Annotated in this window: 20 protein-coding genes; all 20 read right to left on the bottom strand. The window is 67.4% G+C overall.

The features are described 5' to 3' along the window. Window positions 1-33 precede the first annotated feature (33 nt). The 20 genes from EDD31_RS11890 to EDD31_RS11795 all read right to left on the bottom strand — a co-directional run bounded on the left by EDD31_RS11890 (window position 34) and on the right by EDD31_RS11795 (window position 17,175). Window positions 34-333, bottom strand: a complete 300-nt coding sequence (locus EDD31_RS11890) for a DUF2469 domain-containing protein (RefSeq protein ID WP_123304341.1) — start codon at window positions 331-333, stop codon at window positions 34-36. Next, entirely contained in the window at window positions 330-1,097 is a 768-nt protein-coding gene (locus EDD31_RS11885; RefSeq protein ID WP_245991159.1) for a ribonuclease HII, read from the bottom strand. Before EDD31_RS11885 ends, EDD31_RS11890 begins: the two co-directional genes overlap by 4 nt. Further along, entirely contained in the window at window positions 1,094-1,900 is an 807-nt protein-coding gene (gene lepB, locus EDD31_RS11880; RefSeq protein WP_245991158.1) for a signal peptidase I, read from the bottom strand. Before lepB ends, EDD31_RS11885 begins: the two co-directional genes overlap by 4 nt. Window positions 1,901-2,131: 231 nt before the next feature. Beyond that, on the bottom strand, window positions 2,132-2,482 hold the full coding sequence (gene rplS, locus EDD31_RS11875) for a 50S ribosomal protein L19 (RefSeq protein WP_123304339.1): 351 nt from the start codon (window positions 2,480-2,482) through the stop codon (window positions 2,132-2,134). Between the two features lie 170 nt (window positions 2,483-2,652). Then, window positions 2,653-3,489, bottom strand: a complete 837-nt coding sequence (gene trmD, locus EDD31_RS11870; RefSeq protein ID WP_123304338.1) for a tRNA (guanosine(37)-N1)-methyltransferase TrmD — start codon at window positions 3,487-3,489, stop codon at window positions 2,653-2,655. Window position 3,490: 1 nt separating this feature from the next. Continuing rightward, complete coding sequence (gene rimM / locus EDD31_RS11865) at window positions 3,491-4,057, bottom strand: ribosome maturation factor RimM (RefSeq protein WP_123304337.1); 567 nt, start codon at window positions 4,055-4,057, stop codon at window positions 3,491-3,493. Between the two features lie 22 nt (window positions 4,058-4,079). Next, window positions 4,080-4,328, bottom strand: a complete 249-nt coding sequence (locus EDD31_RS11860; protein WP_123304336.1) for an RNA-binding protein — start codon at window positions 4,326-4,328, stop codon at window positions 4,080-4,082. A 1-nt stretch (window position 4,329) separates the two neighbouring features. Beyond that, window positions 4,330-4,779 carry a 30S ribosomal protein S16 gene (gene rpsP, locus EDD31_RS11855; RefSeq protein WP_123304335.1) on the bottom strand — a complete coding sequence of 150 codons (450 nt, stop codon included), beginning with the start codon at window positions 4,777-4,779 and terminating at the stop codon, window positions 4,330-4,332. A gap of 205 nt (window positions 4,780-4,984) precedes the next feature. Next, window positions 4,985-5,794 (bottom strand): ABC transporter permease, encoded by an 810-nt coding sequence (locus EDD31_RS11850; RefSeq protein WP_123304334.1) that lies wholly within the window; start codon window positions 5,792-5,794, stop codon window positions 4,985-4,987. A 1-nt stretch (window position 5,795) separates the two neighbouring features. Further along, window positions 5,796-6,779: an ABC transporter ATP-binding protein gene (locus EDD31_RS11845; protein ID WP_123304333.1), complete on the bottom strand. Its 984-nt coding sequence runs from the start codon at window positions 6,777-6,779 to the stop codon at window positions 5,796-5,798. After that, window positions 6,769-7,542: a hypothetical protein gene (locus EDD31_RS11840; RefSeq protein WP_123304332.1), complete on the bottom strand. Its 774-nt coding sequence runs from the start codon at window positions 7,540-7,542 to the stop codon at window positions 6,769-6,771. The genes EDD31_RS11845 and EDD31_RS11840 overlap by 11 nt, the downstream gene beginning before the upstream one ends. Continuing rightward, window positions 7,542-8,336 (bottom strand): ATP-binding cassette domain-containing protein, encoded by a 795-nt coding sequence (locus EDD31_RS11835; RefSeq protein WP_123304331.1) that lies wholly within the window; start codon window positions 8,334-8,336, stop codon window positions 7,542-7,544. Before EDD31_RS11835 ends, EDD31_RS11840 begins: the two co-directional genes overlap by 1 nt. Beyond that, the gene (locus EDD31_RS11830) at window positions 8,333-8,692 is read right to left on the bottom strand and encodes a GntR family transcriptional regulator (RefSeq protein ID WP_123304330.1); all 360 of its coding nucleotides are present in this window, start codon (window positions 8,690-8,692) and stop codon (window positions 8,333-8,335) included. Before EDD31_RS11830 ends, EDD31_RS11835 begins: the two co-directional genes overlap by 4 nt. Window positions 8,693-8,935: 243 nt before the next feature. After that, entirely contained in the window at window positions 8,936-9,937 is a 1,002-nt protein-coding gene (locus EDD31_RS11825) for a sugar phosphate isomerase/epimerase family protein (RefSeq protein ID WP_123304329.1), read from the bottom strand. 84 nt (window positions 9,938-10,021) lie between these two features. Next, on the bottom strand, window positions 10,022-11,158 hold the full coding sequence (locus tag EDD31_RS11820; RefSeq protein ID WP_123304328.1) for a Gfo/Idh/MocA family protein: 1,137 nt from the start codon (window positions 11,156-11,158) through the stop codon (window positions 10,022-10,024). A 6-nt stretch (window positions 11,159-11,164) separates the two neighbouring features. Continuing rightward, window positions 11,165-12,028, bottom strand: coding sequence for a sugar phosphate isomerase/epimerase family protein (locus EDD31_RS11815; RefSeq protein WP_342768049.1), 864 nt, complete (start codon window positions 12,026-12,028; stop codon window positions 11,165-11,167). A gap of 137 nt (window positions 12,029-12,165) precedes the next feature. Beyond that, on the bottom strand, window positions 12,166-13,446 hold the full coding sequence (locus EDD31_RS11810) for a substrate-binding domain-containing protein (RefSeq protein WP_123305487.1): 1,281 nt from the start codon (window positions 13,444-13,446) through the stop codon (window positions 12,166-12,168). A gap of 41 nt (window positions 13,447-13,487) precedes the next feature. Beyond that, window positions 13,488-14,573 (bottom strand): ABC transporter permease, encoded by a 1,086-nt coding sequence (locus tag EDD31_RS11805; RefSeq protein WP_123304326.1) that lies wholly within the window; start codon window positions 14,571-14,573, stop codon window positions 13,488-13,490. Continuing rightward, entirely contained in the window at window positions 14,570-15,640 is a 1,071-nt protein-coding gene (locus EDD31_RS11800; RefSeq protein WP_123304325.1) for an ABC transporter permease, read from the bottom strand. Before EDD31_RS11800 ends, EDD31_RS11805 begins: the two co-directional genes overlap by 4 nt. Continuing rightward, complete coding sequence (locus tag EDD31_RS11795; protein WP_123304324.1) at window positions 15,637-17,175, bottom strand: sugar ABC transporter ATP-binding protein; 1,539 nt, start codon at window positions 17,173-17,175, stop codon at window positions 15,637-15,639. The genes EDD31_RS11800 and EDD31_RS11795 overlap by 4 nt, the downstream gene beginning before the upstream one ends. Between the last annotated feature and the right edge of the window lie 36 nt (window positions 17,176-17,211).

Genomic DNA, 17,211 nt, shown 5'->3' with positions numbered 1-17,211 from the left:
TCGCGAGGCCGCCTTCCGGGGCCTCCCGAGCACCTACAGATCGAGCTCGCGCTTGGCGAGTTCCTCGATGTTGATGTCCTTGAAGGTCACCACCCGCACCGACTTCACGAAGCGCGCCGAGCGGTAGACATCCCACACCCAGGCATCGGAGAGGGTGAGTTCGAAGAAGACCTCACCGCCGGTCTGGCGGACCTGCACGTCCACGTTGTTGGCCAGGTAGAAGCGGCGTTCGGTCTCCACCACGTAGGCGAACAGTCCGACCACGTCGCGGTACTCGCGGTAGAGGGCGAGTTCGGCTTCAGTCTCGTAGTTCTCGAGGTCCTCGGTGCTCACCCGATCATCATCCCTTCCGTGTTCGTCTGGTGCGTGGCAGGCTCGGCGACTCCCGGAAGCCGCCACGATCGACGGTGGTGTGCGCATGGCCCGCGCTCGCGCAGGGCCAGCAGGTGGCCGGGAGCCGAGTAGCCCTTGTTGCCCGCCCACCCGTAGTGCGGTTGCTCCTGGTCCAGCTCCACCATCAGCCGATCGCGCTCGACCTTGGCGAGCACACTGGCGGCAGCGACCACCGCGCAGGATGTGTCCGCTTTGACCTGGGTGCGCACCGCCGGCGCCGGATCCAGGCCATCACCCACCACCGGCAGATCTGGTGCCAGCAGATCGGTCTGGAGCGGGCCACTCAGCCAGTCGTGGAGGCCATCGAGCAGCACGATGTGCGGCGTCACCCCCTGCTCAGCAAGGTTCTGGAGTGCTCGCAGGCCCGCCAGGCGCAAGGCCGCGATGATGCCGAAAGTGTCGATCTCCGCGGGAGAGGCGTGTCCCACCGCAGACGCCACACACCAGGCGCGCACTGGAGCGACCAGCTCCTCACGGGCGGAGGCGGTGAGGAGCTTCGAGTCCGCCAGGCCCCGCGGCATGATCCGTGAGGTGCTGGCGCAGACCACTGCCGCTCCCACGCTGACCGGACCGGCCAGGGCACCGCGACCGACCTCGTCCATCCCAGCGAGCAACCCGCCCTGACCGAGCTCGCTCAGGAGAGACGTCTCCAGCACCCGGGACGGGCGCGGACGCGCGGGACGGCGGGTGGCAGCTGCGGTCACTCGGGATCCGGAATCGACGAGAAGACATCCTCGGGGTTGTTGATCAGTGTGAAGCGGTCCAGCGGCCACAGGAGCACGAAGGCACGCCCCACCACATTGTCGACCGGGACCGTCCCACCGCCAGGTTGGCCCATGTGAGCTCGGGAGTCCGCAGAGTTGGAGCGATTGTCCCCGAGCAACCACAGCTCGCCGTCGGGAACCACGATGTCGAACTCGATCTCGCTCGGGTTCACGCCGGGCTTGAGGTACGGCTCGTCGATCTCTTCCCCGTTGATCACCAGGTTGCCGTCTTCATGGCAGCAGACGACGTGGTCTCCCGGCATCCCGATGATGCGCTTGATGAGGTGATGGCCCGCGTCCTGGGGCAGGATCCCGACCCAGGTGAACACGTCGGAGATCGCCTGCTGCCATCCCGGGCGGGAGTCCTCGGGAACGTTCAGCCAGCCGCCCGGGTCGACGAAGACGACCAGGTCGCCGCGCTCGAGTTCCAGAGGCCCGGGAGCCAGCTTGGTCACCATGACGCGGTCGCCGAACTCGAGCGTGTCCTCCATGGATCCGGACGGGATGTAGAACGCCTGGGCGAGGAAGGTCTTGATCAGCACGGAGAGCACCAGGGCGGAAACCACCACCACCAGGGCTTCGCGCAGCAGACCACCACGTTTCTTCTCCGACGGCGCGGGCTGATCACTGCGTTCGTGGCGCGCGCTTGAGGCAGGCGGGTAGCTGGGTGGCATGGCTGCGCCCTCAGCTTCCGAGCCGGCGCCGCTGGGGGCGCCCTCGTGCCCGGTGCTGTCGGTGGTCAAGGGCGTCCTCCTCGCAGGTGCGCCAGCGGCGTGCCGACCCCCTGCCGGCCTTCTTACCTTCCCAAGCGCACGCGCTGAAGGTCTGCACCACATTAACAAGCCGGACGCGGAATCACGCCGTCCCACCCGGAGATTCCGCCCCCCCGGTTGACGCCCAGGCCGATCCGTCCAGAGAAACGAACGGGCCCGCCACCATGATGGTGACGGGCCCGCCCGCAGAACGCTGCTGGTTCAGGAGGTGAAGCGCTTCTCCTTGATCTTGGCTGCCTTACCGCGCAGGTTGCGCAGGTAGTACAGCTTCGCGCGACGCACGTCACCGCGGGTGATGACCTCGAGGCTGTCGATGGAGGGCGAGTGCACCGGGAAGGTACGCTCGACACCCACGCCGAAGGAGACCTTACGGACCTTGAAGGTCTCGGAGACGCCGTGGCCGGCGCGGGCGATGACCACACCCTGGAAGGCCTGGATACGAGAGCGGTTACCCTCGACGACCTTCACGTTGACCTTGACGGTGTCGCCAGGACGGAAGTCGGGGATGTCGTCGCGCAAGGACGCGGCGTCAATGTTGTCCAGGATCTGCATGGTGGTCTCTTCTCCCGCTCGTGCCACAGGTCACGCGCTGATTCAGGCAGCAACTGCTGCCGTTCCGTCGGTATCGGATCTGCGCCTGGTGCCCGTCTCCCCCCGTGGCAGGCGGACGGTTCGCTGCGGCGCAGCACCGACCCAGTCTGCCACAGCGCCCCAGGGATCAGCTACGGCGGACCGCCGCCCTCGCCTGTGGTCTCCCCCACGGCACCATGCCTGCCTCCGGACCAGCCACTCTCGGTCAGCACCGCTCGATCTGCCTCGTCAAGCGTGGCCTGATCCAGGCCGGCGATCAGATCGGGCCGGCGCTGCGCGGTCCGCCGCAGGGCCTGATCGCGGCGCCAGCGCGCCACCTTGCCGTGGTGGCCGGAGAGCAGCACGTCCGGGGCCGCGAGGCCCCGCCATGTGGCTGGCTTGGTGTAGACGGGATACTCCAGCAGGCCCCCGCCGGGCGCGGTGCTGTGGGACTCCTCCACCAGCGAGGCCGGATTGCCGACCACACCGGGCAGCAGGCGGGCCACCGCTTCGACGAGCACCAGGGCGGCGACCTCACCGCCATTGAGCACGTAATCCCCCAGGGAGAACTCCCGGACCGTCACCTCCGGGCGCTGCGCGTAGTGCTCGGCCACCCGGGCGTCGATGCCTTCATAGCGGCCACAGGCGATGATGAGGCGCTCACGGCCGGCGAGCTCCTCGGCGTCCTGTTGCGTCAGCGGTGCGCCCGAGGGTGTGGGGATCAGCAGCGTGGTGGCGCCAGGCGCCGCGCTGGACGTGCTGGGCTCAAGGAGGTGGTCCAGGGCCGTCCCCCAGACGTCGGGACGCATCACCATGCCGGCTCCCCCGCCGAAGGGCGTATCGTCCACGGTGCGGTGCCGGTCCGTGGTCCATGCGCGCAGGTCATGGACCTGCAGATCGAGGATGCCCTCGCGGCGGGCCTTTCCTACCAGGGAGAGCTCAAGCGGGGCGAGATAATCGGGAAAGATGCTGACGACGTCGATGCGCACGTCAGTTCTCGCGTTCCGCCTGGGCGAGTGGTTCCTCGTCGACCTCGGCTGAGCCGATTCCCGGGAAGAGCCCACCGGGAGGATCAATGGTGACGGTGCCGGCACTGTCATCGACGGCGGGGACGATCTCGGCCACGAAGGGCACGAGCACTGTGGGCCCGCCGGTCGCCGGGCGGATCACCAGGAGGTCATGCGCCGGGCTCGCATCAACCCCGGTCACCTCACCGAGTGCCTCGCCGTCCACCGTGACTGCGCTGAGGCCAATAAGCTCGTGCGGGTACCAGGCGTCGTCCTCAGCGGCATCGAGCTCGTCGGTCTCCACCACGAGCTGCACCCCACGCAGCGCCTCGGCGGCACTGCGATCGTGCGCTTCCTCGAAGGTGACGTAGGTGGAACCGTCCGGAGCATGGCGTGCCTTGGCCACGGTGAGCGGCCCGGCATCGGCTGGGACGGTTTCGAGCGCTGTTCCGGGAGCCAGGCGTGCCACCGGGTCGTCGGTGCGCACATCCAACCGGACCTCTCCACGAAGTCCGTGTGCGCGTCCGACGACGGCAACGGTAAGGATCACGCCGGGCTCCCGGGTATGTCGATCAGCGACGGCCGGCGCGGTCGGTGTCGACGACGTCGACGCGCACCGGGCCGTCCGTGGCCAGAGCTGAGATCACGGTGCGCAGCGCGCGGGCTGTGCGGCCCTGGCGCCCGATCACTCGGCCGAGATCTTCGGGGTGCACGTGGACCTCGAGCAACTCGCCGCGGCGTAGCGACTTGACGTTGACCCGGACCTCGTCCGGGCGGTCCACGATGCCGCGCACGAGGTGTTCCAGTGCGTCGGCGAGCACCTCAGGCGTCCTGCTCGCCGGCCTCAGCCTCGGCAGCGTCGCCCTCAGCGGACTCCGAGGCCTTGGCGGACGCAGCGGCCTCGGCGGCGGTGGCCTTGCGCTTCTCCGCGTCGTCCTCGGCGGCCTTGATCGCGGCGGCGCGGTCCTCGTCGCTCACGGTCTCCTTGGTGCGCAGGGTCCCCTCGGAGCCTTCCAGGCCCTTGAACTTCTGCCAGTCGCCGGTGACCCGGAGCAACGCGTTGACCTGCTCGGAGGGCTGAGCCCCGACCGAGAGCCAGTACTGGGCACGCTCGGAGTCGATGTCGATGAGGGAAGGCTGCTCGAGGGGGTGGTACTTGCCGATCTCCTCGATGGCCTTGCCGTCGCGCTTCTTCCGCGAGTCCATGACGACAACGCGGTAGTAGGGCGCGTGCACCTTGCCGATGCGCTTCAGGCGGATCTTGACTGCCACTTGTGTGGTTCTCCTGGGTCTGTGGGGGGTGGGCTCATCCGCTGGCCGGTGGGGTGTCGGCGCCGGGTGAAGCCGCAGGACACGTCACGGGAGGTGAGAGGGGCCGCCCGTTTCGAGTACAGCGGTTCATTCTGCCAGATACGCGGCCAACTATCGAGACAACCCGGACGTGCAGGCGGTCACGAACGGCCGCGTCGACACATCCTCACTTCCAGCGGAAGAACCTCGCCGCGATCGGAACGCTGACGGCGATGTAGCCCGTCATGACCAGCAGCTGCCGGACCGGGACATCCGAGGCGTCGAACCAGAAGGATTGCAGCGCCTGGCTTCCGGCACCGAGCGGCGTCCAGCTGGCGATCTGCGCGATGAGTTCGGGCATCTCCGGGCCGGGCGTCCACAGGCCGGCGAAGAAGAGCATCGGGAAGAACAGCAGCATCCCGATGGCCTGGGCGATGTTCGCTCGCGGGGCGAGCGCAGCGATGATCAGGCCGATGGAGAACATCGCCCCGGCGCACAGCACGAGCGATCCGAGGACCTGCAGCGGCCCATCGGGCATGGCGAGGTCAAAGGCGATCGCACCCAGGACCAGGGCCAGCGCGGCAGCGACCAGGAAGGCGAGGACGCCGATGATCACATGCGCTGTGAGCATCGCCTGTGGCCGCATGGGCGTGGTGGAAAGCCGTTTGAGGATCCCCCGTTCGCGGTACTGCGCGAAGGTCACCGGCAGGACCGTCAGGGCGGGTGTGGCCACCGCCGTCGCCAAGACCGGCGGGATCATGAAGTTCACCGCGGACAGGCCCTGCAGCGGACCAGCCTCCACGATCGATTCGCGCAGACCTGGGATCAGGTAGCCCACACCGATGATCAGCACGGAGGGGAAGATCAGAGCGAAGAAGAGGTTCCCGCCGTCGCGCAGGAAGAGCCGGGTCTCCGCTATGAGGAGTGAGCCGAAGCCGCGGCCGAACAAGGCCCCTCGGGCCCGGCCTGCGCGGGCAGTGGTCGGTGAGGTGCTCATCTCAGGCCTCCTGGGTCTCGTGGTGCGCGCCGGCGAGCTCGACGAAGACGTCTTCGAGGTTGCGGCTGGCGGTGCGGAGTTCGTCGGGGATCACGCCTCGCTGATCGAGAGCGGCGACCACGGCGGGCAGCACCCGCTCGGCGCCGGAGATACGGAGTGCCGCGCCGACCTCGCTCACCTCGTCGACCTCGGGCAGGTCCGCGAGCATCTCGCGGAGACCAGCTGGCGCCTCACTGGGCAGGCGCAGGAGCAGACTGCGGCGCTCCTGGCCTGCGGAGATGAGTTCCGAGGCCGTGCCTTCGGCCACCACTCGTCCGCGGTCGATGATGGCGATGCGGTCCGCGAGGCGCTCGGCCTCATCCATGAAGTGGGTGACGAGGATGATGGTCACACCGGAATCGCGCACGGACTCGATCAAGGCCCACGTGTCGCGGCGTGCCTGCGGATCGAGGCCGGTGGTGAGCTCGTCGAGGATGGCCACCTGGGGCCGGCCGATCAGCGAGAGCGCGATGGAGAGGCGCTGCTGCTGCCCGCCGGAGAGCTTACCGAAGGGGCTCTCCGCTTTGTCCTCCAGCCGGAGCAGGCTCAGCAGCTCTGCGGGATCGGCCGGATCGGGGTAGAAGGAGGCGTAGAGATCCAGTGCCTCCCTGACTCTGAGCTTGTCCGGAAGGCGCGCTTCCTGCAGCTGGACGCCGAGGTGCTCCTGCACCTGGTGCCGGCTGCGCTCGGGGTCGCTCCCGAGCACCCGGACCGTGCCGGCGTCCGGTGAGCGCAAGCCGGCGATCATCTCCACGGTGGTGGTCTTGCCCGCGCCGTTGGGACCGAGGATCGCGTAGATCTGGCCGCGCCTGATCGTCAGGTCGACGCCGTCGACCGCTCGCTTGGCGCCATAGGATTTGCGCAGCCCGCGCACCTCGACGACGGCGTCCTCTCTCGGTTCTGCTGGCCGCGCATGGGCCTGCGGGGTGGGAGCATCATTCGCCATGTCGACTCCATTGCTGCTTGATGACCGCACTAGCGGCCAGGTACCGGAATACGAGGCTCCCCACGACCACCAGGACCACGACAGCCAGCGCTCCCAGCCCGACGTCGACTCCGAGGTCACGGCCGAACCAACGAACGAGGTCGTCCTGGCTGATCACAGCGGGGATGAGCCCCAGGGGCAGAAGCGCGGTGCCGCGCCAGCCACCGAAGCGGTAGTAGTTCATGCCGACCAGCAGGCCGGCGACGATCCCACCAGCCACGCGAGCGGACCCCGCAGACCAGGTGAGCAGGAAACCTTCTTGCCACAGCTGAGCGGAGTCGATGCCGCCGTCCATCGCCTCGGAGACGTGCAGCTGTGACCAGCCGGCCGCCTCGTAGACCCAGCCTTCGGCCATGAAGCCGAACGCCATGACCGTCCCGTGAAGCAGTGCGCCGGCAAGCATGCCGACCAGCGCGCCGCTGGCGAAGGAGCGCCGCGTGGCGCCATTGCCCACTGTGCTGGTGATGAGCATCGCACTGGCGATGCCCACGGAGAAGGAGAACCAGAGCGTGGCATGAAGGGTGAACTGGAAGTAGGACATCTCGATGTCCTCGGGGATGGGCCCCACTCCGCCGAGCAGCTGCACACCGCCTACCACCACGATCCAGAGCGCGGCGACGATCGCCCAGAACCAGAGACTGAGGTAGAGGTGGAGTCCCACGTGCATGCGCGCCAGGCGCTGCCACTGGGGCCGGGCGGTCGAGGTACGGGGGTAGGCCTGCATCACGCACTCCCCTCGGTCTCGGGTGCACCGGGGCGGCGAGCGCCCCGGTGCCGGGCGATCTCAACCACGAGCTCCTGCAAGCCTCCGGGATGGCGGGCACGTAATTCGTCGGCCTCACCGGTGATCACTGGCCGCCCACGCTCGAGAACGACCACATGCTCGAGGAAGCGCTCGATCTCGCCGATGAGGTGGCTGGACATGACGATGGTGCGCGGGTGGGCCGCGTAGTCCTCGAGCAGGGTGTCGTAGAGGGTGTAGCGGGACGGGGCATCCATCCCGAGGTGCACCTCGTCGAGCATGGTCAAGGGTGCTCGCGAGGCCAGCCCAACCACCACAGCGAAGGCCGACCGCTGGCCGCGCGACAAGGAGTCGAGAGTCTTGCGCGGTTGGAGCTCGTAGGCATCCATCAGGCGCCCGGCGAGGTCCTCGCTCCAGTGCGGTCGCAGGGAGGCCACCACGTCGAGGTTCTGGGAGAGCTTCTCATCCTTCATCAGGTGACCGGCCTCCTGAATGAGGCAGGTTCCCTCCATGAGGCGCTGGTTCTCCCACGGGTTCTCTCCATCGACCTGGACGACTCCGGCGCTGGGCCGGCGGTGCGCCGCCAGGGTGGTGAGCAGTGTGGTCTTGCCGGACCCGTTGCGGCCGAGCAGCCCGGTGATGGCGCCAGCGGGCAGTGTGAGGTCGATGCCATCGAGGGCGCGGGTGTCGCCGAAGTCAACGGTCAGTCCGGTGGTCTGCACGGCGAATCCGGCTGCCTGCGGCTGGCCATCGGGCTCAGTCTGGGGAGTGCTCATGGTGCGCCTCCTTTCCGGATGTGGTCGATGAGTGTCTGCGGGTCGAGTCCCAGGGAGCGAGCTTCGGCAAGGACCGGATCGAGCCGGTCGGTGAAGAAGGCCGCCCGTCGCTGTTCGAGCAATCGGTGGCGCGCGCCCTCGGTCACGAACATTCCAAGACCGCGCCGCTTCTCCAGCACTCCCTCATCCACCAGGATCGTGAAGGCTTTGGCGGCCGTGGCGGGGTTGATGCGGTAGCTCGTCGCGAACTGGGTGGTGGACATGACTTGGTCGCCCGGGCCGAGTGCCTCGGAGAGCACCTCGCGGCGCAGGTACTCGGCGATCTGGATATAGATCGGCTCAGGACCGTCGAACACGCCTCACCTCCCGCCCTCGACCCCGCACCACTCCCGGGCTCTATGGTTCATTACTTGACTAATGAACCATAGAGGCGGAGAGCTGTCAACCAGAACCGGTGCCGCCTCGATCGTGGTCACTTGGCGCCGCAATCCTGGCCTACCCTCGCCTGGGAACGGCCCCAACTGACCACAATCGCCCCGGGGCGCGGGGTGGGTTGCGGGGTTGCCTCGGCGCCTGGGGGAGGAGGCGGGCCGCGGACCTCAGTCCTGGGTGAAGGCTGCGTCGAAACTGCCTGTTGCCGGCTCGACGTCCAGCTTCTTGAGGAAGGCCAGCGCTTCCGGCGCGCCGCGCAACCGATCCATTCCCGCGTCCTCCCACTCCACCGAGATGGGACCGGCGTAGCCGGCACCGGCGAGCGCACGGAAGCAGTCCTCCCAGGGGACGTCGCCACGGCCAGTGGAGACGAAGTCCCACCCGCGCCGCTGATTCCCCCACGGCAGGTGGGAGGAGAGGATGCCGTTGCGCCCGTTGCCCATCCGCATCCGGGTGTCCTTGCAATCCACGTGATAGATACGGTCGGCGAAGTCGGTGATGAAGGCGACCGGGTCCAAGCCCTGCCACATCATGTGGCTGGGGTCCCAGTTCAGCCCGAACGCCTCGCGGTGCCCGACCGCTTCGAGGGCACGGACGGTCGACCAATAGTCATAGGCGATCTCGGACGGGTGCACCTCGTGGGCGAAGCGCACACCACACTCGTCGAAGACGTCCAGGATCGGGTTCCAGCGGTCGGCGAAGTCCTGGTAGCCGGCCTCGATCGTCTCGGCGGGCACCGGCGGGAACATGGCCACGTACTGCCAGATGGAGGAGCCGGTGAAACCCACCACCACGTCGACCCCCATCTTCTCGGCCAGTCGTGCGGTCAGCTTCATCTCCTCGGCGGCACGCTCGCGCACCCCTTCTGGTTCGCCGTCACCCCACACCCGGGAACCGACGATCGAGCGGTGGCGCTGGTCGATCGGGTCGTCGCACACCGCCTGGCCCTTGAGGTGGTTCGAGATCGCCCAGCACTCGAGGTTGTACGTGCGCAGGATTCCCAGCCGCTCCTCGATGTACTCGTCGTCATCCCAGCGCCAAGCGTCCAGGTGCTCACCGGAGACGGCGATCTCCAAGCCGTCGAAGCCCCATTCAGAGGCCAGTTTCGCAACCTCCTCAAGACTCAGATCGGCCCACTGCCCCGTGAACAGGGTGAACTTGCGTGCCATGGCGCTCCTCCTTGAGGTTTTCACGTGTGTCTGATCGTGCGCACTCCTCCGGGCGCCTCGACCCGGGACCGTCATTTCGCGGTTCTACCTCATGTCGACTCGTGCACCACCCCGCGCGGCGCTTGTCTCGATGGCGCTGAGCACGCGTTGAACAGCGAGACCGTCGGCAAAGGTGGGGTGAACCGGCCCACCAGTGGCGATGGCGCGCAGGAAGTCCGCGGCCTGAGAGGTGAAGGTGTGGTCCCAGCCGAGCACATGCCCGGCCGGCCACCAGGCCTCAAGGTAGGGATGTTCTTCCTCGGTCACCATGATCGCCGTGCTCCCCTGGAGCGCAACGGGCCCGGACGCACGGTGCACGCGAAGCTCATTCATGCGCTCCAGGTCGAAGGCCAGCGCGCCCCGGTCACCGAAGAGCTCGATGGTCAGGGCGTTCTTCCGCCCAGTGGCCACCCGGCTCACCTCGAGGGAGGCGACCACTCCCCCGCTGGTATGCAAGGTGGCCCAAGCGGCGTCGTCAACGGTCACCTGCTCGGTGCCGGCCTCGCCCGGGCGCTCGGACACGAAGGTCCGCAGTGTGCCCGAGGCCGCAACCACTTCCTCGTCGAGGAGGTAGCGCAGCTGGTCGATCGCGTGCGAACCCAGGTCCCCGAGCACCCCGGTGCCCGCAGTCTCCTTGCGTAGCCGCCAGGTCATCGGTGCCGAGGCATCGGCCAGCCAGTCCTGCAGGTAGGTCAGCCGGGCCTGGCGCACCTGCCCGATCTCTCCATCCGCCACGAGCGCACGTGCCAAGGCCAGGGCCGGGACGCGCCGGTAGTTGAACCCCAGCATCGACCGGCTGGTGGCGTGCTCTGCGGCAGCAACGAGTTTCTCGGCGTCGGCCACGGAGTTGGCCAGAGGCTTCTCGACCACCACGTGCTTGCCCGCACGCAGTGCCGCCAGAGCCACCTCGGCATGCAGGTGGCCGGGCGTGCAGACGTCGATGATGTCGACATCATCACGAGTGATGACCTCACGCCAATCACCCGCGGTCTGCGCCCAGCCATACTGCGCGGCGGCTGCGGCGAGCTTCGCCTCGTCACGGCCCACCAGCACCTGCTGGCGCACTGCGGGCACGTCGGGATAGAAGGCACCCACGTTGCGCCAGGCGTTCGAGTGGGCCTTACCCATGAAGGAGTAGCCGATCACAGCTACCCCGAGGGCCGGTTGGTCGCTCACATCCAGTCCTCTTCAGTTGGTGGTGGTGTCGCCGGTCAGTTCCCGCAGGAACGCCAGCCCGTCTTCGGCCAGGGCATCCTGAGTGGCAGCAAGCGGCCGCCAGATCGACGCCGCCGACGCGATGGAGGCATTCTCGGCGGTGAAACTCTCGATGTTCAGCGGGCCGCTGTAGCCCACATCCCTCAGCGCAGCGATGAACTCCGGCCAGTCCGTCTGATCGTGCCCGGGCGCTCCGCGATCGTTGCCGCAGACCTGCACGTGCACCAGATGCTCTCCCGCGAGGCGGATCGCCTCGGCACTTGAGCGCTCCTCGATGTTGAGGTGGTAGCTGTCCAGCGCCAGACCCACCGCAGGCCCGAGCAGTCCATCGAGGCCTTCCAGAGCCTGGTCCACGGTGTTCACCAGGGAGGTCTCGTAGCGGTTCAGCGGTTCGATACCGAGCTTCACCGCGCGCTGACCGGCGTAATCGGCCACTGGGCGCAGGTGCTCACGCCATTGCCGGTAGACGTTCGGCCGTTCCTGCGGAGTCATCCGCCACACGCGTCCCGTCGAGGCGTAGAAAGGCCCACACACGGCGGGTGACCCGATCGCTGCGGCGAGGTCGATACAGGCCATGAGGTAGGCCTGCGTTCCCGCGATGACCTCGGGATCGGCGGCGACGAGATCCCGTCCGGGCGCCATGGCGCCGACCACGTACGGCGCGAGGCCTGCGGCGACCAGGCACGGCCCGAGGACGTCGGAACTCAGCTGTCCCGGCTCCTCCAGTGGGAGCTCGACGGCATCGAACCCCATCCCGGCGATCCGGGTGAGCAGTTCCGGCGCGTTCCTGTCGGTCAGCGGCGAGGTCCAGACCCAGGTGTTGATGCCGACACGCACGGCCACTCCTTCACGTTGATGTCAGTCGAGGGGGTGCTCAACGAGCAGCCGGGCGGTGCACGGCGATCCGCGCCGCCCGAGCCGGTGTGTCGCGGGCCCGCATGAAGCGGGCCCGCGACACTCCGTCAGGCGCAGGCTCAGCGGTTCTCCCAGACCTCGGGATAGCCGGGCAGGTCCTCGCCGCCGAAGCGGGCGTAGTGACCATCCGGCATACTCTCGTTGGCCTCGAGGTGCTCGGTGAGGTCATCGGCAGTGATCGGTTCCTGCGGCAGCACCCACTCGCTGGGCACTTCCTCGCCGTTGAAGATCATCTCCAGGGCCAGCAGCGGGGTGCGCCACTGGAAGTTGGAGTAGACCGGGGCGAGCCCGGTCAGACCGGTCTCGTCCCACTTGCGCAGGAAGCTCATCTCGTCCTCTCCGGTCATGACCGGGTAGTCCGCGCCGGAGAGCTCAAAGGCCTCGATGGCAGCGCGAGCACCGTCACCGGCGTCCATCCAGACGCCGTGCACGTCCCCGGTGGAGAGAGCGTCCTCGATGATGTTCTGGATGGTGTTCGGGTCGGCGTCGGTGAAGTGGTCCTCTGCTTCGATGCCGTTCTCTTCGAAGATCCGCTCGGCGGCAGCCCAGCGGTGTTCGAGGACATCGACGCCCGGCAGGATGCGTAGGGCGATCACGCGGTCGCCCTCGTTGAGGTTCTCCACCAGGAACTCCGCGGAGTCGATGCCCCAGCCGTAGCCACCCACCGGGTGGATGAAGGTGGTGGCGCAATCGGTTTCGACGCCGCGGTCGAAGACGACCACCGGCTTGCCGGTCTCGCAGGCACGCTCCACCGCCGGGGTCATCGCGGCCGTGGAGTTCGGCGAGATGATGAACGCGTCGCAGTCGGCCTCGCTGATGAAGTAGTCGATGTCGGCGATCTGGGTGTCGTCGTTGTCGCTGGCATCGCGGGTCTCCATCTCGGAGATGACTCCCTCGCCCTCCAGCACCTCAAGCTGCTGCTGCATGGTCAGCCAGCCGGTCTGGCGCCAGGGGTTACCGACCGAGGCATTGGCGAAGCACACCTTCTGTGCTTCGTCGGTGGCGTACTCCGACGTGTCGGTCATCGGTCCATCGATGTACTGAAGCCACGGCGTGTCCGGATCTCCTTCGAAGCTGGCGCCCAGTTGCTCGCGCTGCTCCTCATAGACGGCCTGATCGAACCATTCGCTGTCGTCACCGGCGTCCGTGTCCCCCTCGGTGTCGGCGTCCTCGTCTATGTCGGCGTCCTCGTCTGTGTCGGTGTCGGTGGTGCCCTCCTCCACCGTGCCGTCGTCGCCGTTGCCGGTGTCGTCGGACTCGTCGATGTCGGTGGTACAGGCCGCCAGCAAGGCGAGGGCGGCCGCGGCCGCAAGCGAGCCTCGGATCATGTTCCTACGCATCTGCTTCTCCTTCATCAGGCCCATCGTTGGGCCGGTTGTGATCACCCGGTGTGGTGCGGCCGGGAGTCTGGTTGGTGCTCAGGATCGAGGGTGGAATCGGGTTGCTCGGCGCGGGACCGCCGCCGCGAACCCCAGCTCTTGGCGGCGGCGGCCACGGCGAGGATGATGATCACGCCCTGCACGGTGGGCCGCCAGGTCGGTTGCACTCCTAGGAAGTTCAACAGGCTGAACATCAGTTCGAGGGCGAAGGCGCCGGCCCCTGCGGACAGGACCCAGCCTCGCCCGCCACCGAGCACTACGCCGCCCAGGACGACGGCGGTGATGGCCTGGAACTCGAGGCCGTCACCCAGGCTCGGGCTGGCCCCGGATCGACTGACCAGGAGCAGCGCAGCCAGGGTGGCCGCCAGGGCGGAGATGATGAATGCCCGGGTCTTGATCCAACCCACGTGCGCGCCGGCCAGGCGGGCGGCCTCGGGGTTGTCTCCTGCCGCAATCAGGGTCCTGCCATACGGGCGACGCATCAGCCACACCACGAGGGCTGAGACGGCCAGGAGGATCAGCACCGGATAGGGGATGCGTCCCACCAGCGGAACATCCTCGATGCCGTTGCGGAACAAGGGCTGCAGGCTCGCTGCCCGCCCTTGCACAGCACCACCGCTGACGTAGAGAGCCAGGCCGGACAGCATCAGCATCGTTCCCAGCGTCACGATGAAGCTCGGCACCTTCAGCCAGGTGGTGGCCACACCGTTGACGAGGCCCACGGTCAGGCCCACGGCGATCATCAGGGCGATACCCCGTACCAGGTCGTCCTCACCCAGGATCACGTTGCCGGCGATGACCGCCTGCATGGAGACCAGCGCACCGACGGACAGGTCGAACTCGCCGGAGACGATCACGAAGTACTGCCCGAAGGCCAGGATCATGATCGGCGCCGATCGGGCGACGAAGGCCATCAGCCGGCTCGGCTCACCGAAGCTCGGATTGGCGACGATGATGGCGGCCAGCAGCACCAGCGCGAGGACGAAGATCGCCCCGCCGGGGGTCGACAGCGTGCGCAGGAAACGCTTGATCGCGGTGCCTTCGTGGTGCTGCAACCGGTTGCGGGAGTCGGTGCCGGTGGTGGTCATCGCGTCTCCTGCGCCTGCGCATCGACGGTTCTCACGGAGTCAGGGGCGCCCGGTGTGGTGTCGGCCTTGCCCGAGACGAAGCGCGGTGGCCGGCTGGTGATGCTGCGGCGGGCGTACACCGCTACGGCCAGGATGATGACGGCGCCACGAAAGACATCGCGCAGGAACGAGTTGACGTCCATCACGGCCATGACGTTGTTCATCACCGCGAAGATGGCGACGCCACCGATGGTCCCGAGCAGCTTTCCCTTCCCGCCGGCCAGCAAGGTGCCTCCCAGCACGACGGCGGCGATGGAGAGCAGGTCATATCCTGCCTGCTCGGCGAAGGTCGGACTGCCGCCACCGGTGCGGGAGAGGTAGAGCAGCCCGGCCATCCCGGCCAGCAGGGAGCACATGGTGTGGGCGAAGATGATCGGCGGCTGCACGCGGATCCCGGAGAGGCGAGCAATCTCGCGGTTGCCACCAACCGCGTAAAGATGCAGACCGATGGTGGATTGGCGCAGTACCAGGATGATCAGACCCGCAAGACCCAGCATGATCAGCGTCGAGACCGGCAAGGGCCCGATGTAGCTACGACCGAGGAGTTCGAAGGCTGTCGGGGCCAGCCGGCTCGTGGGCCCGGGGTAGTTCGTTCCGAGATACCCGGAGAGGATCAGCCCCATACCGAGGGTGGCGATGAAGCCGTGCACTCCCCAGAAGGCCACGATCAGCCCGTTGACCAGGCCGATAGCGGCCGAGATCGCCAGAGCGAGCAGCACGCCGAGGACGATATTGCCGGTCACCCCCGCCATGGTCACTGCTCCGACCAGGCTGGCAAGGCTGCCGACGAACGGAACCGAGAGGTCCAGGCTGCCGGCCAGCACGACCAGGGTCTGACCGATGGCGAAGAAGCCGAGAATGCTGGTGGCGGTGAGAATGTCCCGCAGGTTGCCGGTGCTGAAGAAGTTCCGGCCGTTCATCGCGGTCAGGACCGCGCCGGCGATGACCGCCAGCAGCAACACGAGATAGACGATCGTGGTGGAGGACAGGTTGCGCACGGGACGCACGGCCGTAGCGACGCCGCTCATTCGGAGTCCTCCTCGACCGTGGCGCCGGTGGCCACCTGCAGTACTTCTTCCTCCGAGGCTCCGGCGGGGAGCTCGCCGCCGATCCGCCCGTCGCGCATCACCACGATGCGGTCAGACATGCCGATGACCTCCGGGAGTTCGCTGGAGACCATGAGGATGCCGACGCCCTGGGCGGTCAGCTCCCGCATCAGTTCGTAGATCGCGAGCTTCGCGCCCACGTCGATGCCTCGGGTGGGCTCATCCATGAGGACCAGTAAGGGCTTGATGCTCAGCCACCGCCCCAGGACGACCTTCTGCTGGTTACCGCCGGAGAGGTACTGCACCTCTTGGGACAGTGAACGCGTGGAGACCTCGATATGGCTCAGGGTCCGAGGCATCTCCTGACGCACGCGACGAGACCGGAAGGGGTAGGCAGCACGAATCACGCCCATGGCGTTGTCGAGGACGGACTGGCTGAGGGAGAGCCCCTTGGCCTTGCGATCCTCGGTGATCATCGCAATACCACGCTTGATCGCGCCGCGAGGGGAGCCCACCGTGGCCCGCCTGCCATACAGGTGGAGCTCACCACGGCTGAAGGGATGGACCCCGAAGATCCCTTCCAGCAATTCCGTGCGACCGGAGCCCTGGAGTCCGGCGATGCCGACGATCTCTCCGGCTCGCACGCTCAGGTCGATGCCATCGACCTCGGTATTGCCTGCGCCGTCCAGTCGGAGCACCTCCTCACCCAGAGCGATCTCGGGATCCTTGTCCGGAAAGAAGGCCGCCATGGTGCGCCCGACCATCAGTTTGACCACGGCAGCTTCATCAAGTTCAGCGGCCGGCCGGGTCGCCACGTGTGCACCGTCCTTGAGCACCGTGATGGTGTGGCACAGCTCGAAGATCTCCTTGAGGCGGTGCGAGACATACAGGATCGCGACGTTCCGATCGAGCAATCGACGGATGACCCCGTAGAGCAGTTCGACTTCGTGGCCGGCCAAGGCTGCGGTGGGTTCGTCCATCGAGATGATCCGGGCGTCGTAGCTGACCGCCTTGGCGATTTCGACGATTTGCTGCTCCGCCACGGACAGCGAACGCACCAATCGGGTGGGTCGAATGCCCTGGACGCCGAGGTCTTCGAGCAGCTCGGCCGTGCGCCGATTCATCTGGTGGAGATCGACCGCCCCGAACCTGCCCGGCTCACGGCCCAGGAAGATGTTCTCCGCAATGGTCCGCTCCGGCAGCAGGTTGAACTCCTGGAAGACGGTCGAGACGCCGGCCCGCTGCGCCTGGATGGGGTGGTGGAAGGTGTGGCGCTCACCGTTGATCTCCACAAACCCGCCGTCGGCTTGATGGACGCCGGCCAAGATCTTCATCAACGTGGACTTCCCGGCACCGTTCTCGCCGACGAGGCCGTGCACCTCGCCCGGGACAAGATCAAGATCGACACCGTTGAGCACCGTGTTGCCGAAGAAGCGTTTGGTCAGCCTCCGGGCGCGCAGGATCGGCGCGCGTACCGGGCTCGTCGATGAGGCCTCGACGACAGTGTCGATGGACATGCGGTGACTATGGCACGGCACAGGCCCTTTTGTCGA

This window comes from Bogoriella caseilytica (assembly GCF_003752405.1).
In the GTDB taxonomy this organism is placed as follows: domain Bacteria; phylum Actinomycetota; class Actinomycetes; order Actinomycetales; family Actinomycetaceae; genus Allobogoriella; species Allobogoriella caseilytica.
Note: the sequence above shows the minus strand (reverse complement) of the source record. Positions and strands in the feature narration are given on the sequence as shown.

What these genes read in the sequence shown, in the direction of transcription:
- rplS (WP_123304339.1), bottom strand. Translation starts at nt 2,482, where the DNA reads ATGCAGATCCTGGACAACATTGACGCCGCGTCCTTGCGCGACGACATC.
- EDD31_RS11850 (WP_123304334.1), bottom strand. Translation starts at nt 5,794, where the DNA reads ATGAGCACCTCACCGACCACTGCCCGCGCAGGCCGGGCCCGAGGGGCC.
- EDD31_RS11845 (WP_123304333.1), bottom strand. Translation starts at nt 6,779, where the DNA reads ATGGCGAATGATGCTCCCACCCCGCAGGCCCATGCGCGGCCAGCAGAA.
- EDD31_RS11840 (WP_123304332.1), bottom strand. Translation starts at nt 7,542, where the DNA reads ATGCAGGCCTACCCCCGTACCTCGACCGCCCGGCCCCAGTGGCAGCGC.
- EDD31_RS11835 (WP_123304331.1), bottom strand. Translation starts at nt 8,336, where the DNA reads ATGAGCACTCCCCAGACTGAGCCCGATGGCCAGCCGCAGGCAGCCGGA.
- EDD31_RS11825 (WP_123304329.1), bottom strand. Translation starts at nt 9,937, where the DNA reads ATGGCACGCAAGTTCACCCTGTTCACGGGGCAGTGGGCCGATCTGAGT.
- EDD31_RS11810 (WP_123305487.1), bottom strand. Translation starts at nt 13,446, where the DNA reads ATGCGTAGGAACATGATCCGAGGCTCGCTTGCGGCCGCGGCCGCCCTC.
- EDD31_RS11805 (WP_123304326.1), bottom strand. Translation starts at nt 14,573, where the DNA reads ATGACCACCACCGGCACCGACTCCCGCAACCGGTTGCAGCACCACGAA.
- EDD31_RS11800 (WP_123304325.1), bottom strand. Translation starts at nt 15,640, where the DNA reads ATGAGCGGCGTCGCTACGGCCGTGCGTCCCGTGCGCAACCTGTCCTCC.
- EDD31_RS11795 (WP_123304324.1), bottom strand. Translation starts at nt 17,175, where the DNA reads ATGTCCATCGACACTGTCGTCGAGGCCTCATCGACGAGCCCGGTACGC.